This is a genomic window from Sulfurimonas sp. HSL3-2 (genome assembly GCF_039645965.1).
Classification (GTDB): domain Bacteria; phylum Campylobacterota; class Campylobacteria; order Campylobacterales; family Sulfurimonadaceae; genus Hydrocurvibacter; species Hydrocurvibacter mobilis.
This window is the reverse complement of the sequence record NZ_CP147917.1, coordinates 1,685,316-1,709,224: the sequence shown is the minus strand read 5'-3', so window position 1 is coordinate 1,709,224 and position 23,909 is coordinate 1,685,316. Positions and strand designations below refer to the sequence as shown.

Annotated in this window: 20 protein-coding genes; 6 read left to right on the top strand and 14 right to left on the bottom strand. The window is 40.6% G+C overall.

Annotated elements, in window-relative coordinates; genetic code table 11:
- Positions 1 to 7: 7 nt before the first annotated feature.
- From WCX87_RS08580 to WCX87_RS08555, 6 genes are all read left to right on the top strand, one after another.
- Positions 8 to 3,277, top strand: coding sequence for a molybdopterin-dependent oxidoreductase (locus WCX87_RS08580; RefSeq protein ID WP_345979238.1), 3,270 nt, complete (start codon positions 8 to 10; stop codon positions 3,275 to 3,277).
- A gap of 81 nt (positions 3,278 to 3,358) precedes the next feature.
- On the top strand, positions 3,359 to 4,009 hold the full coding sequence (locus tag WCX87_RS08575; RefSeq protein ID WP_345979237.1) for a molecular chaperone TorD family protein: 651 nt from the start codon (positions 3,359 to 3,361) through the stop codon (positions 4,007 to 4,009).
- A complete protein-coding gene (locus WCX87_RS08570) occupies positions 4,006 to 5,103 on the top strand; it encodes a 4Fe-4S dicluster domain-containing protein (protein ID WP_345979236.1) in 1,098 nt (365 codons plus the stop codon). The genes WCX87_RS08575 and WCX87_RS08570 overlap by 4 nt, the downstream gene beginning before the upstream one ends.
- A complete protein-coding gene (locus tag WCX87_RS08565; RefSeq protein WP_345979234.1) occupies positions 5,100 to 5,852 on the top strand; it encodes a hypothetical protein in 753 nt (250 codons plus the stop codon). The genes WCX87_RS08570 and WCX87_RS08565 overlap by 4 nt, the downstream gene beginning before the upstream one ends.
- Positions 5,852 to 6,313 carry a hypothetical protein gene (locus tag WCX87_RS08560; RefSeq protein ID WP_345979233.1) on the top strand — a complete coding sequence of 154 codons (462 nt, stop codon included), beginning with the start codon at positions 5,852 to 5,854 and terminating at the stop codon, positions 6,311 to 6,313. The genes WCX87_RS08565 and WCX87_RS08560 overlap by 1 nt, the downstream gene beginning before the upstream one ends.
- 190 nt (positions 6,314 to 6,503) lie before the next feature.
- Entirely contained in the window at positions 6,504 to 9,230 is a 2,727-nt protein-coding gene (locus tag WCX87_RS08555; RefSeq protein ID WP_345979232.1) for an EAL domain-containing protein, read from the top strand.
- Between the two features lie 17 nt (positions 9,231 to 9,247).
- On the opposite strand, the gene WCX87_RS08550 is transcribed toward WCX87_RS08555, so the two are convergent.
- From WCX87_RS08550 to WCX87_RS08485, 14 genes are all read right to left on the bottom strand, one after another.
- Positions 9,248 to 10,960, bottom strand: a complete 1,713-nt coding sequence (locus tag WCX87_RS08550) for a GNAT family N-acyltransferase (RefSeq protein ID WP_345979230.1) — start codon at positions 10,958 to 10,960, stop codon at positions 9,248 to 9,250.
- A 1-nt stretch (position 10,961) separates the two neighbouring features.
- Positions 10,962 to 11,141, bottom strand: coding sequence for a hypothetical protein (locus tag WCX87_RS08545; RefSeq protein ID WP_345979229.1), 180 nt, complete (start codon positions 11,139 to 11,141; stop codon positions 10,962 to 10,964).
- A gap of 58 nt (positions 11,142 to 11,199) precedes the next feature.
- Positions 11,200 to 12,345 carry a hypothetical protein gene (locus tag WCX87_RS08540; protein WP_345979227.1) on the bottom strand — a complete coding sequence of 382 codons (1,146 nt, stop codon included), beginning with the start codon at positions 12,343 to 12,345 and terminating at the stop codon, positions 11,200 to 11,202.
- Complete coding sequence (locus WCX87_RS08535; RefSeq protein WP_345979226.1) at positions 12,326 to 13,921, bottom strand: VWA domain-containing protein; 1,596 nt, start codon at positions 13,919 to 13,921, stop codon at positions 12,326 to 12,328. Before WCX87_RS08535 ends, WCX87_RS08540 begins: the two co-directional genes overlap by 20 nt.
- Complete coding sequence (locus tag WCX87_RS08530) at positions 13,918 to 14,823, bottom strand: VWA domain-containing protein (protein WP_345979224.1); 906 nt, start codon at positions 14,821 to 14,823, stop codon at positions 13,918 to 13,920. The genes WCX87_RS08535 and WCX87_RS08530 overlap by 4 nt, the downstream gene beginning before the upstream one ends.
- 5 nt (positions 14,824 to 14,828) lie before the next feature.
- Complete coding sequence (locus tag WCX87_RS08525) at positions 14,829 to 15,338, bottom strand: TlpA disulfide reductase family protein (RefSeq protein ID WP_345979222.1); 510 nt, start codon at positions 15,336 to 15,338, stop codon at positions 14,829 to 14,831.
- Positions 15,338 to 16,516: a glutathionylspermidine synthase family protein gene (locus tag WCX87_RS08520; RefSeq protein ID WP_345979220.1), complete on the bottom strand. Its 1,179-nt coding sequence runs from the start codon at positions 16,514 to 16,516 to the stop codon at positions 15,338 to 15,340. The genes WCX87_RS08525 and WCX87_RS08520 overlap by 1 nt, the downstream gene beginning before the upstream one ends.
- A 3-nt stretch (positions 16,517 to 16,519) precedes the next feature.
- Positions 16,520 to 17,092 (bottom strand): hypothetical protein, encoded by a 573-nt coding sequence (locus tag WCX87_RS08515; protein WP_345979218.1) that lies wholly within the window; start codon positions 17,090 to 17,092, stop codon positions 16,520 to 16,522.
- The gene (locus WCX87_RS08510; RefSeq protein WP_345979216.1) at positions 17,076 to 17,531 is read right to left on the bottom strand and encodes a hypothetical protein; all 456 of its coding nucleotides are present in this window, start codon (positions 17,529 to 17,531) and stop codon (positions 17,076 to 17,078) included. The genes WCX87_RS08515 and WCX87_RS08510 overlap by 17 nt, the downstream gene beginning before the upstream one ends.
- Positions 17,528 to 17,959, bottom strand: coding sequence for a Sua5/YciO/YrdC/YwlC family protein (locus tag WCX87_RS08505; protein WP_345979215.1), 432 nt, complete (start codon positions 17,957 to 17,959; stop codon positions 17,528 to 17,530). The genes WCX87_RS08510 and WCX87_RS08505 overlap by 4 nt, the downstream gene beginning before the upstream one ends.
- A gap of 1 nt (position 17,960) precedes the next feature.
- Positions 17,961 to 21,221 (bottom strand): carbamoyl-phosphate synthase large subunit, encoded by a 3,261-nt coding sequence (carB, locus tag WCX87_RS08500; protein ID WP_345979213.1) that lies wholly within the window; start codon positions 21,219 to 21,221, stop codon positions 17,961 to 17,963.
- A 148-nt stretch (positions 21,222 to 21,369) separates the two neighbouring features.
- Entirely contained in the window at positions 21,370 to 22,113 is a 744-nt protein-coding gene (locus WCX87_RS08495; protein WP_345979212.1) for a MipA/OmpV family protein, read from the bottom strand.
- Positions 22,110 to 22,871, bottom strand: a complete 762-nt coding sequence (gene mreC, locus WCX87_RS08490) for a rod shape-determining protein MreC (RefSeq protein WP_345979210.1) — start codon at positions 22,869 to 22,871, stop codon at positions 22,110 to 22,112. Before mreC ends, WCX87_RS08495 begins: the two co-directional genes overlap by 4 nt.
- Positions 22,864 to 23,901 carry a rod shape-determining protein gene (locus WCX87_RS08485; RefSeq protein ID WP_345979208.1) on the bottom strand — a complete coding sequence of 346 codons (1,038 nt, stop codon included), beginning with the start codon at positions 23,899 to 23,901 and terminating at the stop codon, positions 22,864 to 22,866. Before WCX87_RS08485 ends, mreC begins: the two co-directional genes overlap by 8 nt.
- Positions 23,902 to 23,909 lie beyond the last annotated feature (8 nt).

Sequence of the window (23,909 nt, the reverse complement as noted above, 5' to 3'; positions counted from 1 at the left end):
GTAATAGATGTATTTAGAAAGAAGAACATTTTTAAAAGGCGCTGCATTTTCAGTTGCAGGTGTCACATTAGCAAGAGGTGTATTTAGTACAGATGCTGTTGCAGAGTCTGTTACAGAATCAAAATTTACCAATACGCCGGATTCTTTGTCATTTTATCCTCCTCATAAAGAGTGGGATAACTTTGCAGAGCTTGACGGTACAGATTGGAAACGTGGCGGTATTGAACGTCACGGAGTAAGAAGTGAAGAAAATCCAGACGGTATCCAAGTAAACAACTTTATGCTTGTTCCGACAGTTTGTTCAAACTGTGAAGCAGGTTGTGGTCTTACTGCATGGGTTAATAAAGACACTATGACAGTACGTAAATACATGGGTAACCCGTTACATACAGGTTCTCGTGGACGTAACTGTGCAAAAGGTTATGCAGTAACTTCTCAAATGTACGATCCGGATCGTATTCCATTCCCACTTAAACGTGCACCGGGTTCTAAACGTGGTGAAGGTAAATGGGTTCGTACGACTTGGGATGAGGCTATGGGTGCAATCGGTAAGAAAATGCACGATACGCTAAAAGTCGGCGATGAGATGTCTAAAAAATCGATGATCTACCACGTAGGTCGTCCAAATGAGAACGGTTTCGGTCACCGTGTACCTCATACAATGGGTATCGATGGTTTCGACTCTCATACAAACATCTGTTCTGCCGGTGCTCGTCAGGGTACTATTCAGTGGGCAAACGATGATAGAAACTCTCCGGATTGGGCAAATGCTGATCTGATTTTCTTACAATCATCTCACGCTGCAGATGCTGGTCACTACTTCCAACAATCAGCTGGTCTTATCGCTGATGCACGTAAACGTGGTGCAAGAATGGTTGTTATCGATCCTCGTATGAGTAACTCTGCAGGTATGGCAGACCTTTGGATCCCGGCGTGGCCAGGTACTGAAGCGGCACTTTACCTTTACCTAGCAAACCGTGTATTAAACGAAAAAGATAAAAACGGTGAAGATCTAGTAGCTCATGATTTTGTTAAAGAATGGGTAAACTGGGATCGTCTAATGGCTAACAAAGACTATCTTAAAAAGATGGTTGGATATGGTTACATATCTAAAATGCCAAAAGGTGACAAATACGAAGACTTTATCGAGATGATCAAAGAGCTTTATGCTCCGTATACACAAGATTTCGTCGTTAAAGAGTGTAAACTTGAAGGTATGGAATATAAATTAGACCAATTATGGGAGATGTACATCTCTGCTGGTTCTAAAATAGCTACATACCTATGGCGTGCAGGACCGATCGGTCACCGTGGTGGTTGGATGAACACACGTGCTGGTTTCTTAACTCTTGTATTACGTGGCGCACTTCGTGGTGATGTTGGAGGAACTTCTTTCCACCACTGGCATGAGATTTCTGTTGCAGGAAAAGGTGATAAAGCTACTGTTGCAGGTGAAAGACCAGGTAAAGTCGATGTTTGGAATGAGATCGCTTGGCCACCGGAATACCCATTATCATCATATGAGATGAGTCATATCATGCCTCACCTTCTTATGGATGAAGAGTGGCAACAAAAATGGATCGCTAAAGGTCTAAACGTTCCGACTAAACTTGCAGTTTGGTTCCCACGTATGTATAACCCGGTTTGGATCAATCCGGATGGTTTCAGATGGATCGAAGCGCTTAAAGACGAGACAAAAATCGAGCTTTCATTTAACCTTTCTCCTACATGGAGTGAGACTAACTGGTATTGTGATTACATCTTACCAACAGGTCTTGCAGGTGAGCGTAATGATCAACAATCGACTCCGTCTAAACCTGAACAACGTATAGAGTTCCGTCAAGCGGTTCTACGTGTTGCAGCAGAAAAAATGGGTTGGAAAGCAAAAGATCCATCTCGTGCTACACTTGAAGCACACATGAAATACGGTCTAGGTGAGATCTGGGAAGAAACTGAGTTCTGGGCAAATATTATGGTTCACCATATTGATGCTGATGGAAGTCTTGGTATCCGTAAATACTGGGCATCTAAAAAAGATCCATCACGTGCGGTTACTGTTCCTGAGTACTTTGATGCGGCTATGAGCTTGCTTCCAAGACTTGCAGAGACAGCTAAAAAACTGTACGCAAACTCTGAATTCCCGGTTTATGAGTACATGAGAGATCATGGTGCTTGGACTGAGAAAACTGATGTTTATAAACCACAAGAGGAAGAACTTCATTTTGATGGTAAAAACTATGTTGCACATGGTAAAAAACATCCTAAACACGAAGTTACAAAAGATAAATTTGGAACATTGTGGGTAGAAGAAGATGGACGTAAACAATCTATCGGTATCGAAGTAAACGGTAAACTTCATGAAGGTTTCCATACACTAAGTAAAAAACTTGAGTTCTTCGCTGAGTGGTTAACTGAGTGGAAATGGCCGGAGTATGCGATCCCTGTTTATCCACGTAATGAGGGTGAGTACGAGAAGATGAAACACATCGTAACTCAAGTACACCACTCTATGATGCATGGTGACAACGAGTTCGCGTTAAATACGATCTATAGATTACCGTACAACATCCATACACGTTCAGTGAACTCTAAACACCTTATGGAGATCTCTCAAAACCATAACCCGGTTTGGATTTATACTAAAGATGCTGAGAAACTTGGAATCAAACGTGGAGATGCTATCCGTGTAAGAATCACAGATACGGTTTCTGGTTTAGAAAGCGGTTACTTTGTAGCTATGGCTGTACCGACTGAAGCAACTCGTCCGGGTGTTTTAGCTTGTTCACACCATGCTGGTCGTTGGAAACTTAAAGACTCTGTAGATATTCCAGGATTTGAACACAAACTTGGTATCATGGGTGTAGGTGCTCCTAGATATGACATGACAAATGACGGTAAAGTAGGAACACTAAAACCTGCTGAGGGTATTCATCCTCGTCATGATGTATGGCAGTTCAAAGAGTACAACAAAGACCTTGACCAAATTTGGTGGAACGGTCTGAGCGGTTCATGGCAAAATGCTGTGGCTCCGACACATGCTGACCCGATCGCTGGTAACCATGCATGGCACCAAAAAGTTATCATAGAAAAAGCGAAAGCTGATGATAAGATCGGTGATATCGTTGTTAACTATGAAAACAACTTTAAAGTATATCAAGCATGGAGAGACGAACTTACTCGTCCACTTGCAGTAGGAGACAAATTACGTCGTCCTCAACATATGCCACGTCCGGCTGTTCCGCTTTCAAACAAAGCTTACGCAGTTAAGATCAAATAACGTATAACTTATATATTAAAGCCCACATCAAGTGGTGCTTTAATATACTTCAAAAATATTTCTCCAAAAGGTACCTTATCTATGCAAGAAACCCTTAAAACAGAACAATTATCACGTGTAAACCTCTATGCACTTACATCTCGTATATTGATGAGTGAAGTCGATGAAACGTTGTTAAAATCAATAGTGGATGATGAAAACATGCTTGCTTTTTTTCCGTCGTTTAAAGATTGGGAAAAGCGTAAACAGCTAAGTCCTAAAGACCTGGTCGAAAAATATCTGAATGTTGATTTTACTAACCTTTTTTTACTTCATTTAATTCCGTATGAGTCTTTTTATCTTCGTGATGACCAGATGATGGAAACAGGTGGAGATAATCCTGTTCAAGCACTTTATAATGATTTCGATTTTAGAGTCGAACTTGATAAAGCACGTGTTATGAGTGCTGACCATATAGGCGTTGAACTGGAGTTTATGTACAAGCTTTGTGAAGCGGAGTATAAAGCTCTTGAAGACGGTGAGTTTGAGATAGCAGCAGAGATAGCTGAGATCGAGTATAACTTCTTAAAAGATCATCTTTTAGAGTGGGCTCCGATGTTTTTACTGAATGTGAAATCTGAAGCCGGAACTGCATTTTATTTTGATGCGGCTGAGCTTGCATTAGAGTTTATGATGAGTGATTTTGAATATCTGACGGAACTCAAATCAAACGGATACAAATATAGCGCATGAGCCTACTTTCATTAGATATCTCTAAGTGTGTCCATACCAGCAATAAGTCTGCAGCTTGCGATAGTTGTGTGACTGCTTGTCCGGTAGATACAATAAAAATACAGGACAATATCGTATCTTTTACTCCCAGTGAATGTGTAGGCTGCGGCGGATGCGGGGCTGCTTGTCCTACTGCCGCGTACAGTCTGGATGATTTTAAACCGATAAACTATATATTTAAATTTTTAGAGACCGATAAACAGATCCTTACATGTAAGAGTGAACTTCCGTGTATCGCAGCACTGAGTACAGATGAACTGCTTAGTATGTCGCTTTTTAGTAAAGAGGAGATAACGCTTGATATCGGTCCGTGTGCCGAGTGCGAGATCGCTAAAACTAATCTCGACATCATCAAGCATAGAGCAGAAGAAGTAAACTTTCTGCTCGAAGCGATGATGCAAGAAAAACGTTTACATGTAGAGGAACTTTCTCATATGCATGAAGATGAAAAAGAGGTGATCTCAAGACGTGAACTTATCACTAAAGATTCTATTAAACGTGTCTCGCAGATAAAACAGCAGTTTCAAAACAGAGTCGATGAGGGTGATGACGAGATAAAATCTCACACTGTCACGGCTGCGGATATCGCTAAGATAAAAGAGAAAAAAGTTCCTGATAGAAGAAGTCTGCTTTTGATGGCGCTAAAGCGTGCAGAAGTACCTGAAGAGTTTCATATCATCAGCGTAGATGACATCTCATTCACGTCGCAAAAAAATCTTGATGCTTCTACATGTACGAACTGTCAGATGTGTTACCGTATTTGTCCGACAGGTGCACTCAGCTCGGATATGAAAGGGTCGTTTATAGCGTTTAATCCGCTTGCATGTGTGAAATGTGCAAGCTGTCATGACGTGTGTGAACCGGATTCACTGACACTCAAACCGACTTTTAATCTGAAAAACTTTTTTGAGCCGAAGGGTGAAGAACTGATCAAGTTTAACATTAAAAAGTGTGACGAGTGCAATACTCCTTTTGCTTACAAGGGCGGAGAAGTGTTGTGTGACAGATGTAAAATAGAAGAGGAAGAAGCTAGAGAGTTATGGGGGATCAGATGAGTGAAGAAAACAGCATGAACCTTGATGACAGAATAGGTAAAGAGACTGTTCTTTACGGATATATCGCAGTATCTGCATCGACAAATAGACTCAGTCACAACTTTAACAAAGCTTTAAAAGAGGAAAATATCGACGGTATGATGATACCGATGAATATCCGTGAGGATGATTTTTATTTCACTCTTTCAAATATGAAGAAATCTCATGTGAACGGTGCGATGCTCGGTCTTGAATATCAAAAAGAGATACTGGACCTGCTTGACGATTCATCTGAGATGGTGAAAAAAAGCGGCGGATGCGATTTCGTAAAAAGAGCAGGGCAGACTCTTAGCGGAGATTTTATATCTGCTGATGTTGTCAAAGAGTTTATAAAAGCAGATCAAAGCATAAAGAAGATAGCGATAATAGGTGATGAGCCTTTATCACGCGGGCTGGCTCTGCTTTTAGAGGGCTATGAGCTCTCGTTTTACGATAGTGAGATCGAAAGACTTCTATCTATGAGTCAGGATCTGCATGTAGAGATGGATATAAACTATCTTTCACCAAACGGAGTCGACTTTAGCGGATATGATATGCTGATAGACACGACCATAGAGGATATATCGACTTGTATATCAAAGCCTTCGGCGATGAATCTTGATATCAAAGACTCAAAGAGTTTTTCAAGTCTTAAAGGCTTTGAGGGATATATCGGTTTTGATAATCTGCTGGATTTCTATACAATACACTTAATAGAGGATATAAAATAATGGATATTAAAGATCTAAATGAACTAAGAAGTGAGTTTGAAGCACTTCAAAAAAATATGCAGCAAGAGGGTTGCGATGACGGAAGTTGTGTAACTGACGAGAATCGTGAAGACTATCCGGATTATCTAGTAGCAATGTATAAAGAGGTGATGCCTCCTGTAAAAAGCGGTGTCTACTTCTCAAGATGGGATTTAAAAGCTATGGCAGCAGAGCTTGACGAACATTTTGCACTTGATGTCAGAGAAAGAATGTTTCAAAACTTTATGAGATGGATTGCAACACCGGATGATATGAAGCTTGTAATGGATCAGTTTGTAAAAAATATGGATATGAAATGCGATCTATACCGTGAGTACAGTGAACGTTTTCCGTCGACAAAACCGATCTTTGACAAAAAGATAGAAAAAGTAGAAAACACGAAAAAATATCTTGATAAAGTATTTGTAGAATTCTTCACATAAACTTTAAAAATATAAATTTTCTGTCATATCCTCTTTAGTTCCTACAAGGATATGGCATCTTCTGATCCTTTCACTGTTTCAAAATCTAAGTCTATACTTTAATACAAAGATTTCTTGCATTTGACAATAAATATAATTTGTTTTTTTAGTAAAATACAATAAATACATATATTTAATTGGTTTGGTGTTTATGAACGAATATTTTAATTTCTCCAAGTTTATACAAAAAAGTTTTAGATACAACAAGCGTATAGTTTTTATTGTTGTCGGTTTATCTATGATCTTCTCTTTAGGTGTCTGGTTTACTTCAAAAAGCTACTACGATAACCTTACAAAAGAAAAATTTGAGACTAATGTCCTTGAAAATCTTGACCGTATTGAAAAACGTATGTCAAGTTACAAGAGTGTACTGCAAAGCGGCATAGGCTTTTTCCATGGAAGTACGAATGTGACACGTCAGGAATGGCATGACTTTATCGATGCACTAGATATCAAAAAGAACTATCCCGGTATTCAAGGTATTGGTTACTCTGTTATGCTTTCTCCGGATGAAGTCAAGAGTACCGAGCTGAAGATGCGAAAAGAGGGCTTTGCTGATTTTGTGGTCAAGCCTGCAGGAAAGCGTGAACAATATAGTGCGATACTATATCTGGAACCTTTGGACATACGTAATCAACAGGCGATAGGCTACGACATGTTCTCTGAACCCGTACGCCGTACAGCGATGCAGACTGCAATAGATACGGGACTTCCTTCTATCTCTGGAAAAGTAACACTTGTTCAGGAGATAGATGCCGATGTCCAAGCAGGAATGCTGATGTATCTGCCATTATATAAGAAAGATGTCTCTATAAAAACAGTACAGGAACGCCGACAAGCTTTGATAGGTTTTGTTTATAGTGCATTCCGTATGAATGACCTTATGAACAAATTGGTATTGGAGAAGTCGATTTTAAATTTTGAGATATATGACGGTGACGATATGTCCGATGAACATCTGTTATACAGATCGTTCAAGCCATCTTCATATATCTCAAAATACAATGTTGAAAAAAAGTTGACTATCGATAATCGTACTTGGATCGTCCGTTTATCTAGTACAAGACAGTTCGATATCTCTGCACAAAACTACTATCCATTGATAATGACGATCATAGGACTTGTAATATACTTTATCTTGCTTTTTGTCATCTTAACTCTTATAAAAAGCAGACATCTGCTCCTTGCTCAGGCGGATGAACTTCTTAAACTGTCTCAAGCCATAGAACAAAGTCCAAGCAGTATTATCATCATAGATACAAACGGAGTCATAGAGTATGTGAATTTGGCATTTTTAGAGTGTATTGGTATATCACGAGAAGAGGTCATAGGCAAAGATCTTTGTTCATTTCAAGATTGTAAGTCGAAGCCAAACAGATATACGGAGATGATGCAAGTCCTTTCTTCCGGAGAACCATGGGAGGGAGAGATCTTTAATCTAAATAAAGATCAACTCGAGCATGTAGAGTCTGTAAAAGCTTCACCGATCTTTCAATTGGATAAAAAAGTGTTTCACTATATCATCATCAAAGAGGATATTACGGAGAAAAAATATTCTGAGGAAAAAATTCACCATCTTGCAAACTTTGATTCACTGACAGGACTTCCTAACAGGTTTCAGCTTGAAGAACTTACCAATTACGTTATCAATACCTCAAAAAGAGATAATGAACAGTTTGCTATCATGTTCCTTGACCTTGACCATTTTAAAGATATAAACGATACTCTTGGACACAGTGTCGGAGACAGCTTGTTGATCGAACTTGCGAGACGTTTTGAATCTGTTTTACGTGATGTAGACACTGCATCGAGACTAGGCGGAGATGAGTTTATCTTCTTACTGCCGAAAACGGATGTCAACGGTGTTAAAAAAGTAGCCGATAAACTTCTTGAAACGATCGACAAACCGTTTAAAATTGACGATAATGAGCTGATTGTCACGGCTTCGATCGGTATAGCCGTATATCCAGATGACGGAACAGATCAGGAGACTCTTGCAAAAAATGCGGATACTGCCATGTATATGGCAAAAAAAGAGGGGCGTAATAAATACTATTTTTATGCGAATCTGGTGCAAAAAGATCTCACAAGAAATCTGCAGTTGAGCAATGCACTGCATCATGCAGTAGCACTTAATGAACTTCATCTGGAGTATCAGCCTCAGATATCTCTATGTGACGGAAGTACAGTCGGTGCAGAAGCACTTTTAAGATGGGAACATCCGACACTTGGAAGTATCCCACCTGCAGAGTTTATCCCGCTAGCCGAAAACAGCGGACTCATACTCTCTATAGGCGAGTGGGTACTGCGTGAAGCGATTTCGCAAGCTTATAAGTGGACAAAAGATGACCCGTCACCATTTATCATTGCTGTAAATATCTCATCAATTCAATTCCGTCATCCAAACTTTTTAGAGATGCTTACAAAAATACTTCAAGAGGTCGGATTATCGTCTCAACATCTAGAACTTGAACTGACAGAGGCAGTGGCAATGCATTCTTATGATGTTATGGACAGCCTTTATGAACGTCGAATACGCATGTCGATCGATGATTTCGGAACGGGTTATTCATCACTTAGTTATCTGAAAAAACTAAAAGTATCCAAATTGAAGATAGATCAGTCATTTATCCAAGATATCTGGACGGACCCGGAAGATAAAGCAATAGTAAGCGCTATCATAGGTATGGCTAACAGTCTTGGAATATCTACCATAGCCGAGGGTGTTGAGACGTCCGAGCAGTTAAACTACCTTCGTGAACAGGGATGTAATGAAGTTCAGGGATTTTATTTTAGTAAACCGCTTAGAGCGAAAGAGTTTGAAACATTTTTGAAGATAAACCGTAAACTGCAAAAGATCGAAATCGCGCAGGAATAGAGTGCTTTTTTAACACTCTATCCGATATATCTCTCTCTTTTATGCGGTTTTAGTTTAGTGATATCGACTACGATAAATCCGTCGACACAGTCTTCAAAATCTTTGTCCAGCCCGAAATCCGTAAACATCACGCCGCCTTCTTCACACAGGTCGCTGTACTGCTTGTAAAGTGTCGGGATAGCAAGTCCTTGCAGTTGCAGTCTGTCTCTCAGCGTGATCAGGTCTTTTTTATAGTTGTCCAGTTCAAAGATAGTGTCGAACTCTTTTTCAAGCTGTGAGGAGATGATAAAACGCTCTTTATGCTTTACATGTAAGATGTCTGAACCGAAATAGTTCATATAAAAGTAGACCATCATCGCAGTTGATTCATAGTTATACGATTTTGAGATACTTACCGGTCCGAACATATAGCGAATGTTTGCATTTTCTCTCAAATATGCACCGATCCCCTGCCATAGGTAATCCAATGCTCTTGAGTTTTGATATTTTGGCTGAATGAAACTGCGTCCGAGTTCAAGCCCTTCAGACATATACTCTTTAAAACTCTCCTGATAATTAAACAGCGTGGCAGTGTAAAGACCCTCTTTGCCATATTTTTCAAGGACATCTTTGGTCTTTGCTACTCTGTATGAACCGACGATCTCTAAATCTTTGTCATCCCAAAGGACGATATGCTCATATATCATGTCATATTCGTCGATATCTCTTTTTTTACCGCTTCCCTCTTTGACATGGCGAAAGCTTATCTCTCTGAGACGTCCTATCTCTTTTAAAACAGATGTCTCTTCGGTAGATGCATACTGATAGATCTTTTTACCGTCTTTTGTCTCTCCTAGCTCTTTTGCACGACTGAGTTCGTTTTTGAGTTCCTGATGGTTTTCGGCTAAGGCGATCTCGTTTTGTGTCTTAAACAGACAAGACTTGTTTGTCGCTAGACGCTCAAGGTGTTTTTTAAACAGTTTGACGGTGTCTTTTGTTGAAAGTGCAGGGATGTTGTAGTTATCGTACGGTATCGATTTGCCTATCTTGAACTCTATCTTTTTACCGTAAAACTTGAACATCTCGTTTGGAAGAGTGATAGTCGCAAGTGATTTGTTCAGGCTTGAAAGCGTATAGAAAAACTTGCTGTTTTTAGCATTGATATAGATCGGAAGTATAGGTGCCTGCATCTTAGATGCGATCTTTAAAAACCCGCTTCTCCATTTTGTGTCTTTGATACCGTTGACTCTTGCACGGCTGACCTCGCCCGATGGAAACAGAATGAGAAGCTGCTCTTTTTTCAGAGCCTCGTACATCCTCTCCAGTGAACTTTTATCCATCTTGCCTCTGATGTTGTCTACAGGGATGACAAGATCGCCAAGGTTTTCGATAGAAGCCAAGAAAGTCGTAGCGACTATCTTGATATCTTTTCTTACATCTTTAAGTACATACAATAGTGCCAGAGCGTCAAGAGCTCCCAGAGGATGGTTCGCGATGACGACACATCTGCCGTAACTAGGGATACGGCTTAACTGATTTTTATGGATCGTGATATCGACGTTGAAATGATCAAGTACGGCTTCGACAAAACCGTATGAGTCTTTGTGCTGGTTTTGTACTAAAAAGCTGTTTATCTCACTCTCATGAAACAGCTTTTTTAAAAGTGCAGTCGATATGTTTTTTAAAAGATTTGGAAGCTTATTGTAACCGTTATAGTTATGCTCTAAATAGTTTTCTACTGATACCTGCATCTTAAGCCACCATATAGATATCGATAAGAGCTTTTGCTATATCTTCGATGCTCATCTGAGTGTTTTGCAGACATTCTTCAATAAAATCAAACTCATCTTCGATGATAATACGCACATTGTCTTGTGCTATAAAATGATACTTGACAAGACGTTGTTCCAACTTTTGCAGTTTTAGTTCCATATTTAGACCTCACATTAATTCATAAGTGAGATGGTATTATAGAACTGTCACAAAATGGTTACATAATTTTTTTTAATATCTCCGTTTTTATCTCTTTAAAGTTTTTGTCTGATTCTTTGTACTCTAAACGTTCAAGTTCGTTTATATATGCCTCGATACTTCTGTTCTTGTAGTTTTGTAAAAGGACAAGAATAAGCTCTTTTGGTGTCTTTGCATCTTTGATATCTTTAAACTTCTCTTTTTTTAGCGACTTTTTAAACTGTATGTTCGGAGTCACTTTTGCTGTCATAAAGCCTGCAAAAAAGATGAGCAGGGCGATAGTTATCTCTTTTAACGTGCTAAAGTCATAGCTTTTTCCTTCGGGGTACTCTTTGTCATCGAGCAGCGTTTTCGGATCTATTGCAGAGACCTTTATATCGTACTCTTTTGTCGAGAGGGTGTAGTACCTGTTCTGTTTTGGCGAGTAGACTTTTATCTGTATGGATGGGATCTTAAAATCTTTTTTTCCGACAAGGGCGTATGAAAACTCACGTTTTATCTCATACCCCTCTTTTGTACTTTTAAGATGCTCGTCCGCAGCCTCTGAAAATATCGTCACACCCTCTATACTTTTTATGGGAGTGAACTTTTTGTCATCATATCCTGTACCGCTGAGATAGTATTTGATGTTTGCAGAACCGTAACTGTTTACATTGGTACTGTGTATCTTTGATGTTATGGCAAAATCACCGACGAGGTCTACATCCTCTTTGAGAGGCTTTACATGTAAGCGGATCGGTTTTATCTTTACATTTGTATCGGTCGTCTCTATCCATTTTACATTGTTTCTTCCACCCATATATATCTGCGCAACGGCATCATCGCTTGCGGCTTTTATGGTAAAGTCGAAATCGATATCGATATCTCCCTCTTTTAACGGGAAAAGCAGATACTTAAATGTCGTGGTCTGGTTGTGATATGATATTTTTTTTGTGTCTTTATCCAGAAGTTGTATGGCATAACTATCGCTTTTTTTTGGTTCTAAAAAGAAAAACATCTCGTCGGTATGGTCTTTTTGAACAGCCGTAAATGTGATCTCTACCGCTTCTTTTATATAGACATTCTTCTTGTTTGAAACAAGAGAATAGGTCGCAAGATCAGTGTTTGCAGATAAGACAAACGGAAATATCAAAAATAGCAGTATCTTACCAAGGTTCTTTTTCATCTGTGTATCCTTTGTTTATCATCTCATATGAGCGGTATCCCATCTTGTACTCGCCTTTTTGTGTCTGTTTCTCTTCGCTTTTATCGGCTTTTTTCGTATCGCCTTTTTTTGCATCGCTCGCACCGTCGCTGCTCTCTCCCGCCTGTTGGGTTGAACCGCTTTTACCTCCGCCCTCTTTTTTTTCATCTTTTTGAGTAGCGTTTTTCTTTGAACTGTTTTTCTTTGTCTGCGCATTTTTCGGCGGCAGCATATCGGTTATATTTACACCGGTCTTTAGGTTGAGTTTTTGTAAAAGTCTGAGGTTGTAAAGAGCGTCTTCATCCTCTCCAAGGGCCAAAGCCTGCTGGTAATAGACCTCGGCTCTGTCAAATCTTTTGAGTTTTACCGCACATCCCGCCATATTGTAAAAGATCTTCTGTTTGATCTCTTTGGACGGTGTACGGATCATGTCAAAATACTCCAGCGCTTTTTTGTAATGTCCCGCTTTGTAGTAAGCCGTCGCCGCATTGTAGTAGCTTCTCACGCTTGGAGTCACCTTCTCAAACTCTTTTGCAGAGTCGAGATACTTCTGCTCTTTAAAACTCTCATCTGCCTTTTTTACATGATAAAAATCCAATACCTCGGCATGTGAAGGGTTTGGCAGAAACATAAACGGCAGAAGCAGATAAAGCTGATGAAGCTTCGTCACGCTGGCAAAGAAGAATGCCATTGCAAAAAGAAGAGGAAGATAAAAAAGTTCTTTATAGCTTTTCACCTGAACAGTCCCGTCCGTTGCTTTTTTGTCTTGTGAACTAATATCGTCTGAGAGTTCCTCTACAACGTTTGATGAGTCAAGTTCATAGTATTTACCGCCGCTTTTTGCCGCCAGATCTTCGAGGATCGGATTGATGCGGGAGATGACAAGAGAACTGTACTGGTCTTTGATGTAGCGCCCATCTTTTTTAAGAGCTGTTCCTTTTTTTGACGCAGATGCCACGATGTAAGGGATGATGGAGTTCTTTTTACAGATACTGACTAACTGATTTAAATCGCTTTCATCTCCGCCGTCGCTGAATATGATGAGGTTTTTCTTCGTATGCGACACCTTCGCTATGGTCTGAAACATCTGCTTGAGATTGGTACTTTTTGTCAGGATAAAAGCAGGGTTGAGCGCATCAAGTGCATTCATGCTTATGGCACTGTCCGTTGTCGGAGGTGAGATAAGCAGAGTGTTTGAGGTAAAAGCAAAAATGGCGAATCTGTCTTTTGGATGCAGGACTAAAAGCTTTTCAATCGCTTTTTTCGCAGCTTCATAACGGGTAGGTTTTATGTCATCTGCCTGCATAGAGTAGGATGCATCAACGGCGATGATGTACTCCTGAGCGTCAAACTTTTCATCCACAAAGCTGTTTTGTATGACCGGACGGCTGAGAGCCAAAACCGCAAAAGCGATAGCAAGATATAAAAATCTTATCTGCCTTACCTGAGTCTTTTTATCCTCTGTAAATTGAGGATCTTTTGAGCTCTCAACATTTTTTTTGTAAAGAAGATAAAGTGGGATCAGTGCGAAAAATACCCAAGGATAGAGAATACTCATCGCGCTCTCCTTCTTAAGACCATTGTGAGCATCAAAAGAGATGCAAGTAGAAGAGGATAGATAAAAAGAACGTGCTTGTTAAGGTAGTTCTGCGAGCGTATCTGGCTTGGTTCAAGCTGGTCTATCTCATTATAGACATCTTGCAGTGAAGCAGAGTCAGAAGCACTGAACATCTTCGCATTGGATTCTTTTGCTATGAGCTGTAAAAGCGCTTCGTCAAACTGCCCCTTTTTGCCGATCCCTATCGTGTAGATCTTTATGCCCTCTTTGACTGCAAGGGAGAGTGCGTCTTTTGGTGAGATAGAGCCGCTGTTATGGTAGCCGTCTGTGACAAGGATGATCACCTTCTCTTTGGCTTCTCCCATCTTTAAGATACGGGTCGCATTTGCTATTCCTTCACCGATGGCTGTATTTTCACCCGCGATGCCCACATCTAAAAAGCCTATAAGATAGGTGATGGCATTCATATCATACGTCAGTGGTACGCTTGAAAACGCGTATGAACCAAAGACAGTGACTCCGACATTGTCGTCATATCTCTCTTTGACAAACTTTGAGATGATCGATTTGAGGACATCGAACTTGTTTTGGCTATTGTCCTCTTTGTCAAATCCGCTTTCTCCCATCGAACCGCTTGCATCAAGAGCAAAAACAAGGTCACGTCCCTTTCTTTGGTGTGATGATTTCGAATCGTATGTGATAGGCGAGGCAAGAGCGCTTACCATAAGTGCAAAGATAAGAGAGTAAAGCAGCCTGTCTCTGTTGAACCAGCCTATCTTCAGGCTAAAAAGATCTATATGGGGAAAGATGATCTTTTTGAGTGCAGCAGGGCACTTGTAGATACAGATGATAAGCAGAAGCAGGGCAAATGCGTATGGATATTCAAACTCAAAATGGCTCAATTTCTTTACCTGTCAGCATATAAGAGTTTAAGATAGAGTGTGAAGTATGAGCTGTATCCCACCTCGCTGAACTCTAAGTTTCCCTCTTTGTCATATATAAAAGTAGTAGGAAATCCCGCTACTTTAAAAAGCGATGCCAATCTCCCGTCTTGGTCATTAATGACACTGAAACTAAGATCTTTCTCTTTTAAAAACTCTTTTACCTTCTCATTATCGCCGGAGTTTTCGACTATGGTGATCACTTCAAATTTTTTAGAAAGTGCGTCTATAGTGGAGTTTTCCATCTTACATGTAGGACACCAGGTAGCCCAGAAATGGATAAGAACAGGTTTACTCCCAATATGAAGCCCAGAGTCAAATCGTTTACCCTCTATGGTCACCGCGGCAAACGAGGGGATCGTTTTTGATTCAAAAGATGGAGCTTTTATGTAGCTAAGAATGTTGCTAAATATAAAAAGAAGCAGGACAAAGAGAGCCGCCTCTTTTAGGATCTTTTTTAAACTCCACTTTTTCATCAGTCAACTAACACATGTCCGACAAATTTGCTCATATTGTCTAAAATATCGCCGCCGCATCTGTACCCGAGACCGCATGCTTCATAAGCGAAGAACACACCTGCCTGATACTTGTTGCCGTGCAGGTCTTTACTAAACTCCACATACTCCTGATACACTTTTTTGTAGTTTCCGTAAGGGCCATCGTTGGCTTTTAAGACTTCGCCGTTGGCTGAAAGTATTTTTGTGTTTGCACCTTCACGTCCGAAGACCGGTTTTTCGACACATTTCACATCCAGCGGTTCAAAAGATGTACGAAGCAGATACGGCGAATCCGGGAACAGATCGCAAAGTATCTTCATCATCCCTTTTGACTGAAACAACAGTGTATAAGGAGGATTTAAAAGGATCGCTTTTTGGTTTTGCATGATGTTTGTGAGTATCGTCGCTAGCTCAGGTTCATCATGTGCGATATCCTCAAAAGGGTAAAGTTTAAACCAGTATTCATACGGATTGTCATTTGCATCACATATCTCGTCATCGCTGAATTTTACGTTTTGGATATGCTCATATTGTGTGGCAAATCCAGCATCAGTCGCGATCTGCTGAAGAAGTCTGGTAGTGACCTCCTCTTCCAGATTACCCTCAACCGAAGAGAAGAGTATCTTCCATCCGTCGTAAAGCTCGTCAAACTTTGCAGGATCGTCGAACAGTGTTATAAGGCGGCGAAAGTTGTCGCGAATCGCATCATAGACATTGTTGAACTGCTCATCCTCATCCATATCGTTGTACTTTAAAAGCGCCCATTGAAGTACGGCTGTCTCAAATAGAGAAGTAGGGGTGTCTGCATTGAACTCTATGAGTTTTATAGGCTCACCGCCCGTCCCGCCGGCAAGGTCGAATCTTCCGTAGACATGCCAGTGGACATCGTTCTCCCAGCTTTTTTTGATCATATCCACAAGGTTAAAAGGGATACCAAGTTCAAAAAAGAGATCGTTCTCTATGACAAACTCTGCTGCTTCTGCATACATATCATAAAGTTCATTGACCGCTTCGTAATAATCCTCTGCTTCTTGGTGAGTGACTTGGACTAGTTTATCGCTTACATATTTGCTTCCGTCACTGTCTGTATGCCAGGCAAAACCGATCTCTTCAAGTGCTTTGTCATCGATCGGTTTTATATCTCTTAGAGTTACCATTGTTTATCCACCGTAGCTTGTACTTTTGTATGCCGAACTTGATGTGCTGCTTCCGCCGAAGAAACTTTTTTTCGCAGGAGAACCTGACTTGTTCGTTGTGTATGAACCCGCACTTCTATGGTATGCCGAACGGTTGACGCTGTCAGCACGTTTAGCAAAATTTGAGTTGTTCATCAAAGCGTTTCCTATCATGTTTCCAAGAAGACTTCCCGCAGCAACTGCTAAAATAGTCCCTGCAAGTCCCATCCCTTCGCCGCCGTTCTCATGGTTTAGTTCAGAGCCTCCGCTTTGGAACTTGTTGTACTCCTGCTCTGCCAGAGCTTTCATCTCAGCTTCGCTCATAACGCGTTCGGTCACATTGCCGTTTATATCTTTTTCGCGAATGATCGCACGGCTCGGCCCGTCGGTAGGTATCTCTTCGACTACGACATATTTTCCGTTTGTAAGTTGTTCTATGATTAAAAATTTGTTTTTTTGCTGTTCTTGTCCCTGAGAACATCCGCTCAGGATACTCATCACAACGACACCGGCACTTCCCAGTGCAACACCTTTTGCCAAACTACTTATATGCTTCATCTTTTATATTGTCCTTATTAAATTTTAACATCTTGTCTAACTCTTTATCAAAGAGATATACATTATCTCTTCCATTATAGTAAATATCTCCCGTGTAGGTGTATTTGCCTACATGCAGGGTGGCATTTTTCTGCATCAATATCATTTTTGCGACACTCTCTCCCACTGAAGGGATCAGAGGCAGAAGCGAAAGAACAAATAGAGACGAAATTATAATTATAGATACTTTTATATTGTCTAAATAGATTATCACGGCACCAAGTATAAGTGTAAATAAAGCAAATAAAAAAAGGCTCTGATGATCTGCAAAAAGTATGTTGTAGTAAAGATCTATCTCATACTTTTTTATATAGTTTTGAAAGACTCCCAGAAAAATAAAAAAATCATAGATAAAAGTAAAAAAAACACCTGTTAATAACGCTTGTAAAAAACGTGTCATCTAAGCCTCCTCGATCTTACATTGTTGAGTTTGTAAAGAGATGATGGAGTATCCTCTTTAAAGCCTCGTGTATCTTCTATGATTATATCGCTTTTTGTTAAGCAAAACTCTTTATCGAAACGATGTCCGCTTTTATTCGCCGATGTTGAGTATAACCAAGAGTATTTTTTCAGGAGTTTTAGATGTATAGGATCTTTAACGATCCTAGAAGCTCTGCCTTTGATGATAAAGGTGGTCTTTGCAGCACGTCTGACAAGATTTTTATATTTTTGAGGGACCCTGTTACCATCTTTTTTAAACTCTTTAAAAGATGGATAGACTTTTAGAAACTGTTTTTCAGGGGGGCGTGATTTTAGTTCTTCAAGACTCTTAGCATCGTTGGATAAAAACCCGACAGTCGTATCTGTTTGAGCTAAGAGTATAGACATTTTAAGATAAAAAGTCCTGAAGCGACTGAGGTTCGTTCCAAGCGCTGTTGTTTTTCATCTCAGATAGAGCAGCTATCATGGCACGTGTAGCACTTAGTGTTGTGAAGTACGGGATGTTACGGCGTAATACTTCCTGACGGATAACTATTGCATCTTTTTTAGATGTGTTGTTGTCAGATGTGTTTATAGCGACCGTGATCTCTCCGTTTTTCATACTGTCTTCTATGTTCGGACGACCTTCAGAGATTTTTAGAACCGTTTCACATGCAAGACCGGCTTCATTGATGATCTGAGCCGTTCCGCGAGTAGCTACAAGTTTAAACCCATGCTCGATAAGACCTTTAGCGATCTCAGGCGCATGTTTTTTATCCATATCTATAAACGATAGGAATGCTGTTCCGCTTGTCGGTATTTTATTGCCCGCTGCAAGCTGTGCTTTTGCAAAACTGATACCGAAGTTTTTACTGATACCCATGACTTCACCCGTAGATTTCATCTCAGGGCTAAGGACTAAGTCTGCACCGTAAAGTTTGTTAAACGGGAAAACCGCTTCTTTGACTGCAATATGGTTTTTAAGTCTTGGTTTTAAGACATTTTCATCATGGTAGACTACATCGAATTTATCATAATATTTTAACGATGCTCTTAAAGTCTCACCCATCATAACGCGGGTAGCGACTTTAGCCAATGGAATACCCGTAGCTTTACTTACAAACGGAACCGTACGAGAAGCACGAGGGTTGACTTCGATAAGATAGATTTCACCCTCATAGATAGCATACTGAACGTTCATTAAACCGCGAACACCAAGACCCATAGCGATAGTCTTTGTTTGCTCTTCGACCTGCTTGATAAGCTCTTCACTAAGGTTTACCGGAGGAAGTGAACAAGCACTGTCTCCAGAGTGGATACCAGCCTCTTCGATATGCTGCATAACAGAACCGATATAGACTTCAAAACCGTCACAGATAGCATCGACGTCAAGCTCGATCGCCTGATCCAGGAATTTGTCAACTAGTACCGGAGCGTCATTACTTACAGATACAGCAAGGTCCATATATTGTCTTAGCTCGTCTTCACCGTAAACGATACGCATACCGCGTCCGCCAAGAACATATGAAGGGCGAACAAGAACAGGATAGCCGAGTTTTTGAGCGATGAGGTAAGACTCCTCTTTTGTACGAGCAAGACCGTTCTCAGGTTGTTTTAGTCCGTTTCTGATAACAAATTCCGAGAACTTCTCTCTGTCTTCTGCAAGGTCGATAACAGAAGCAGGCGTTCCTGAGATGTTTGCACCGATATTTGTCAGAGCATTCGCAAGTTTAAGCGGAGTCTGTCCACCGAAGTGAACGATGATGCCGTCCGGTTTCTCATTGTCGATTACTTCTCTTACGTGTTCAAAATCGATCGGTTCAAAGTAAAGAACATCTGAAGTATCATAGTCAGTCGAAACTGTTTCAGGGTTACAGTTGTACATGATAGTCTCGATATCCATCTCTTTAAGAGCGAATGCCGCGTGGACACAACAATAGTCAAATTCTATACCTTGACCGATTCTGTTTGGTCCGCCACCGATAATAAGCACTTTTTTCTTGTCGCTTTTGCGAGGCTTGATATCTGGAAGTTTTGTAATATTCGTAGTAGAGTAAAGGTACGGTGTAAGTGCTTGGAATTCTGCCGCACAAGTATCGACTTCGTTATATTCCAGGTTTACCCCTAAAGCTTTTCTAGCATTATATACATCGCTTTCACTGACTTTTACTTTAGAGTTTTTGTATATCAATTGTGCGATTTTTGCATCAGAGAAACCGTCACTTTTTACTTTTCTTAGGTGTGTTTCATATGTTAAGATCGTGTCACGGATCTCTTTTTCAGATTCGATGATCTCTTCTAGCTGATACAGGAACCAAGGATCGATGTTACAAGCTTCAAATATCTGCTCAACGCTCATTCCGCGTCTAAACGCTTCAGCAACATAAAGGATACGGTCTGCATTTGGACGGCGGATCTCGTGAAGCATAGTTTCATCATCCACATCCATCTCGTCAAAACCTGTAAGTCCCGTTTCAAGTGAACAAAGTGCTTTTTGGACAGACTCTTTGAATGTACGTCCGATCGCCATGACTTCACCGACTGATTTCATACTAGTACTTAGTGTGCTTTCAGCTTCAGGAAATTTTTCAAATGTAAAACGAGGGATTTTTGTAACGATGTAGTCGATCACCGGTTCAAACGCAGCAGGAGTTCCAGTAATGTCATTTTCGATCTCGTCAAGAGTGAATCCTACAGCTAGAAGTGTCGCCACTTTTGCGATAGGATAACCAGTCGCTTTAGATGCAAGTGCAGATGAACGAGAAACACGAGGGTTCATCTCGATAACGATCATACGTCCCGTCTCAGGATTTACAGAGAACTGAACATTACTTCCACCCGTATCGACGCCTATCTCACGTAAAATAGCAAAAGATGCATCACGCATACGTTGGTACTCTTTGTCTGTCAGTGTAAGTGCAGGTGCAACAGTGATACTGTCTCCTGTGTGAACACCCATAGGATCAAAGTTTTCAATAGAACATACGATGATACAGTTGTCCGCACGGTCACGGATGACTTCCATCTCGTACTCTTTCCATCCAAGAAGAGACTCTTCGATCAGGATCTCGTTTACAGGAGACTCAGCAAGACCGCGGGCAGCAAGTTTTTTGAACTCGTCTATGTTATAAGCGACACCGCTTCCCCCTCCTGCAAGTGTGAACGATGCACGGATGATGATAGGAAATCCTATCTCTTCTGCCGCACTCATAGCCTCATCTAGATTATAAGCATATCTCGAGTATGGAAGGTCCATACCAAGTTTTTGCATCGCTTCTTTGAAAGCTTGACGGTCTTCACCTTTTTTGATAGCTGCAGGGTTTGCACCAAGGAACTCGATACCTTCTAGCATCCCTTTTTCATACATACTCATAGCAGCGTTTAGTGCTGTTTGTCCACCCATTGTAGGTAGGATCGCATCAACTTTCTCTTTTTTGATTATCTCAGCAATGATATCTTCTTTGATTGGTTCTATATATGTACGATCAGCAAACTCAGGGTCAGTCATAATCGTCGCAGGATTCGAGTTAATAAGGACTACTCTATATCCAAGCTCTTTAAGAGTTTTAACGGCTTGAGTCCCAGAGTAGTCAAACTCACAAGCTTGACCGATTATGATTGGACCAGATCCAATTAGAAGTATAGTTTTTATATCAGTGCGTTTTGGCATTTCTAACCTTTAAAAAAGTCTATGTAAAATTTTTATATTATAGTAAAAAAGCACTTAAAATTTGATGATTTCAAAGGAGAAAATAGCTTACATGTAAGAGAAATTTGACAACTCTTGCATGGAGGGGTGTTTTTGGTGTTACTTTTGGTCAGATCTCAAATCTGTACATAGCAGAGATCAGACCTGAAAACATATATTTATCTGACACTATCGGAGAGTCTTGTTCCTCTTTGCTTAAGGTGTCGGCACGAAAATTGAGCAGAGCAGACCACTCTTTTGTAAAGGCATACTTGACATATGTTTGAAAGCCGAAGCTTATACTTGATGATGGTGAATAAGCAGGCCTGAAAGCAGTGGCTTCACTCGGTTTTACACCATAATAGTAGTCGTTGAACTTATCTGCGTGATAGATAGCAAGTATGCTCGGATAGAGGTCGAGTTTTCCCATATCAATATGTTGTCCCAGCTCGATGCGTGACATATAGGAGTTGCTTTTATTTAAGATGTCATGGAAAAACACGATATTGAAAAAGGTATTTTTATACTCCATATCAAGTGCAGCTCCGGCTTCAAAACTTGTGTCTCTGCTCATACCTCTTAGAGTCGGTGAATCACTCGACTTATACCCAAAAGGTCTTGGCTGTGCAGTCAAAGAGACTCCCCAGCTGAAGTCATCTTTTGAATCTCCAAGAACATACATCCCGAATCTGGTCCATCTGACATAAAAGAGATGATTGTCAAAAAATATGACTGGGGATGGGACGACTACGGCATCTGCACCTTTGTAGGGTTGTGACTGTATATATGGTCCCGCACCGACGAAAAGAGGTGTTTTCTTCTCATCTGCGACAAGAGAGATAAACAGTAAAGAAAATAGAAGGAAAAATCTCATTGTACCTCTGTAATAACGTAGAAATATCTAGGTTCTTTTGATTTAAAGTAGGGGTCGACCACAACGCTCTGGTACCCTTGAGATTTTTTGATAGATAATACTTTACCCACTTTCAGGCCTCTGAAAAAAAGATTGTCAAGACCCGAGGAGATCACTTCGTCTCCGACTTTTATATTGATCCATGAGGGGATAAAGTTTACGATGATAGTATTGTCATTGTTTCCGTGAGCGATACCCGGAGCATCCTCTTCACCCACAAAGACTGCATAAGAGCTTTTGATATCGCCGTTTAGAAGAGCGATAGGTTTAGAGTCTTTTGATATGACGATACCCGCCACACTGTCTTTATATACAAGACCGTATATCTTCGAGGAGTTAAAGTCCTGCATCTCAAGCCACAGTTTATTTATATCTGAAAACTTGACATAAGAGATCGCTCGGACAAGTTCGACTCTCGGATCTGTTTTAATAGATGAGTTGTTTTCATGATAGAGATTATTGAGTTCAGATGAGAGCTGCTGCATAACGAGATGATTGTGATCATACTCTGCAAGTTCTTCTTTGAGTTTTTTGATATGTTCCTGCTGATAAAAGTGCTCATCTATTGTGTTAGATATAGACTCGACCGTATTAAAGTATGCAGCTTGAATGGAGTTTGACAGTGATATAAAAGGAGCCTGGATACTGTTCGTATAATATATAGCACCGCCGAGCAGTGCTATAAATATTATAAAAAAACTAAGGAGACCCTTATTCATTCTCGAAAAGTTCTTGTAATAGATCTATCTCTTCAAGTGCACGGCCAGTTCCGCGTGCAACGGCTAAAAGAGGTTCATCCGCTACATAAACAGGGATTTTTACTATGTCTGAAAGGAATTTATCAAGCTGACGGATAAGTGCCCCGCCGCCTGTTAAGATAATACCGTGGTTTACGATGTCTCCAGCTAAGTCAGGCGGCATTTTTTCTAAAACATCACGTAATGCTTCAGAGATCTCGCGTAACGGCTCACGCATCGCTTCACGTGCATCTTCGCTTGTAAGTTCGATAGAACTTAAAAGTCCTTCGACTTGGTCACGACCGTTTACTACGATCGTAAGCTCTTCATCTAAAGGTACTGCAGTCCCGATAGCGATCTTGATGATCTCCGCATTTCTCTCACCTATTAAAAGGTTGTATTTTCTTTTTACGTAGTCGACGATCGCTTTATCAAGTTTATCTCCCGCAGTACGGATAGATTTTGAAAGTACCAGACCGCCTAAAGAAACGACACCGATCTCAGTTGTACCGCCTCCGATATCAACGACCAAGTTCCCTTGAGGCTGACGGATGTCAATGCCGGCACCAATAGCTGCTGCCATAGGTTCTTCGATAAGGAAAACCTCTCTTGCACCTGCACTTAGTGCTGATTCACGAACCGCTTTACGCTCGACTTGTGTCAGTCCGTAAGGGACACAGATGATGATACGAGGACTGATAAGACTTGTTCTTCCATGAGCTTTCTCGATGAACTTTCTGATCATCTTTTCAGTCATATCAAAGTCAGCGATGACACCGTCTTTCATAGGACGGATAGCTTTGATGTTCCCCGGAGTCTTGCCGACCATCTCTTTAGCTTCATGACCGACGGCTAAAACTCTTTGTTGTCCGTACTTCTCTGTCTTTACAGCAACGACTGAAGGCTCATTGATTATGATCCCTCTGCCTTTAGCAATCACCAAAGTGTTTGCAGTACCAAGATCTATAGAAAGATCATTTGAAAAAAGTCCAATCAGTTTATTTAGTATCATATGCTCGC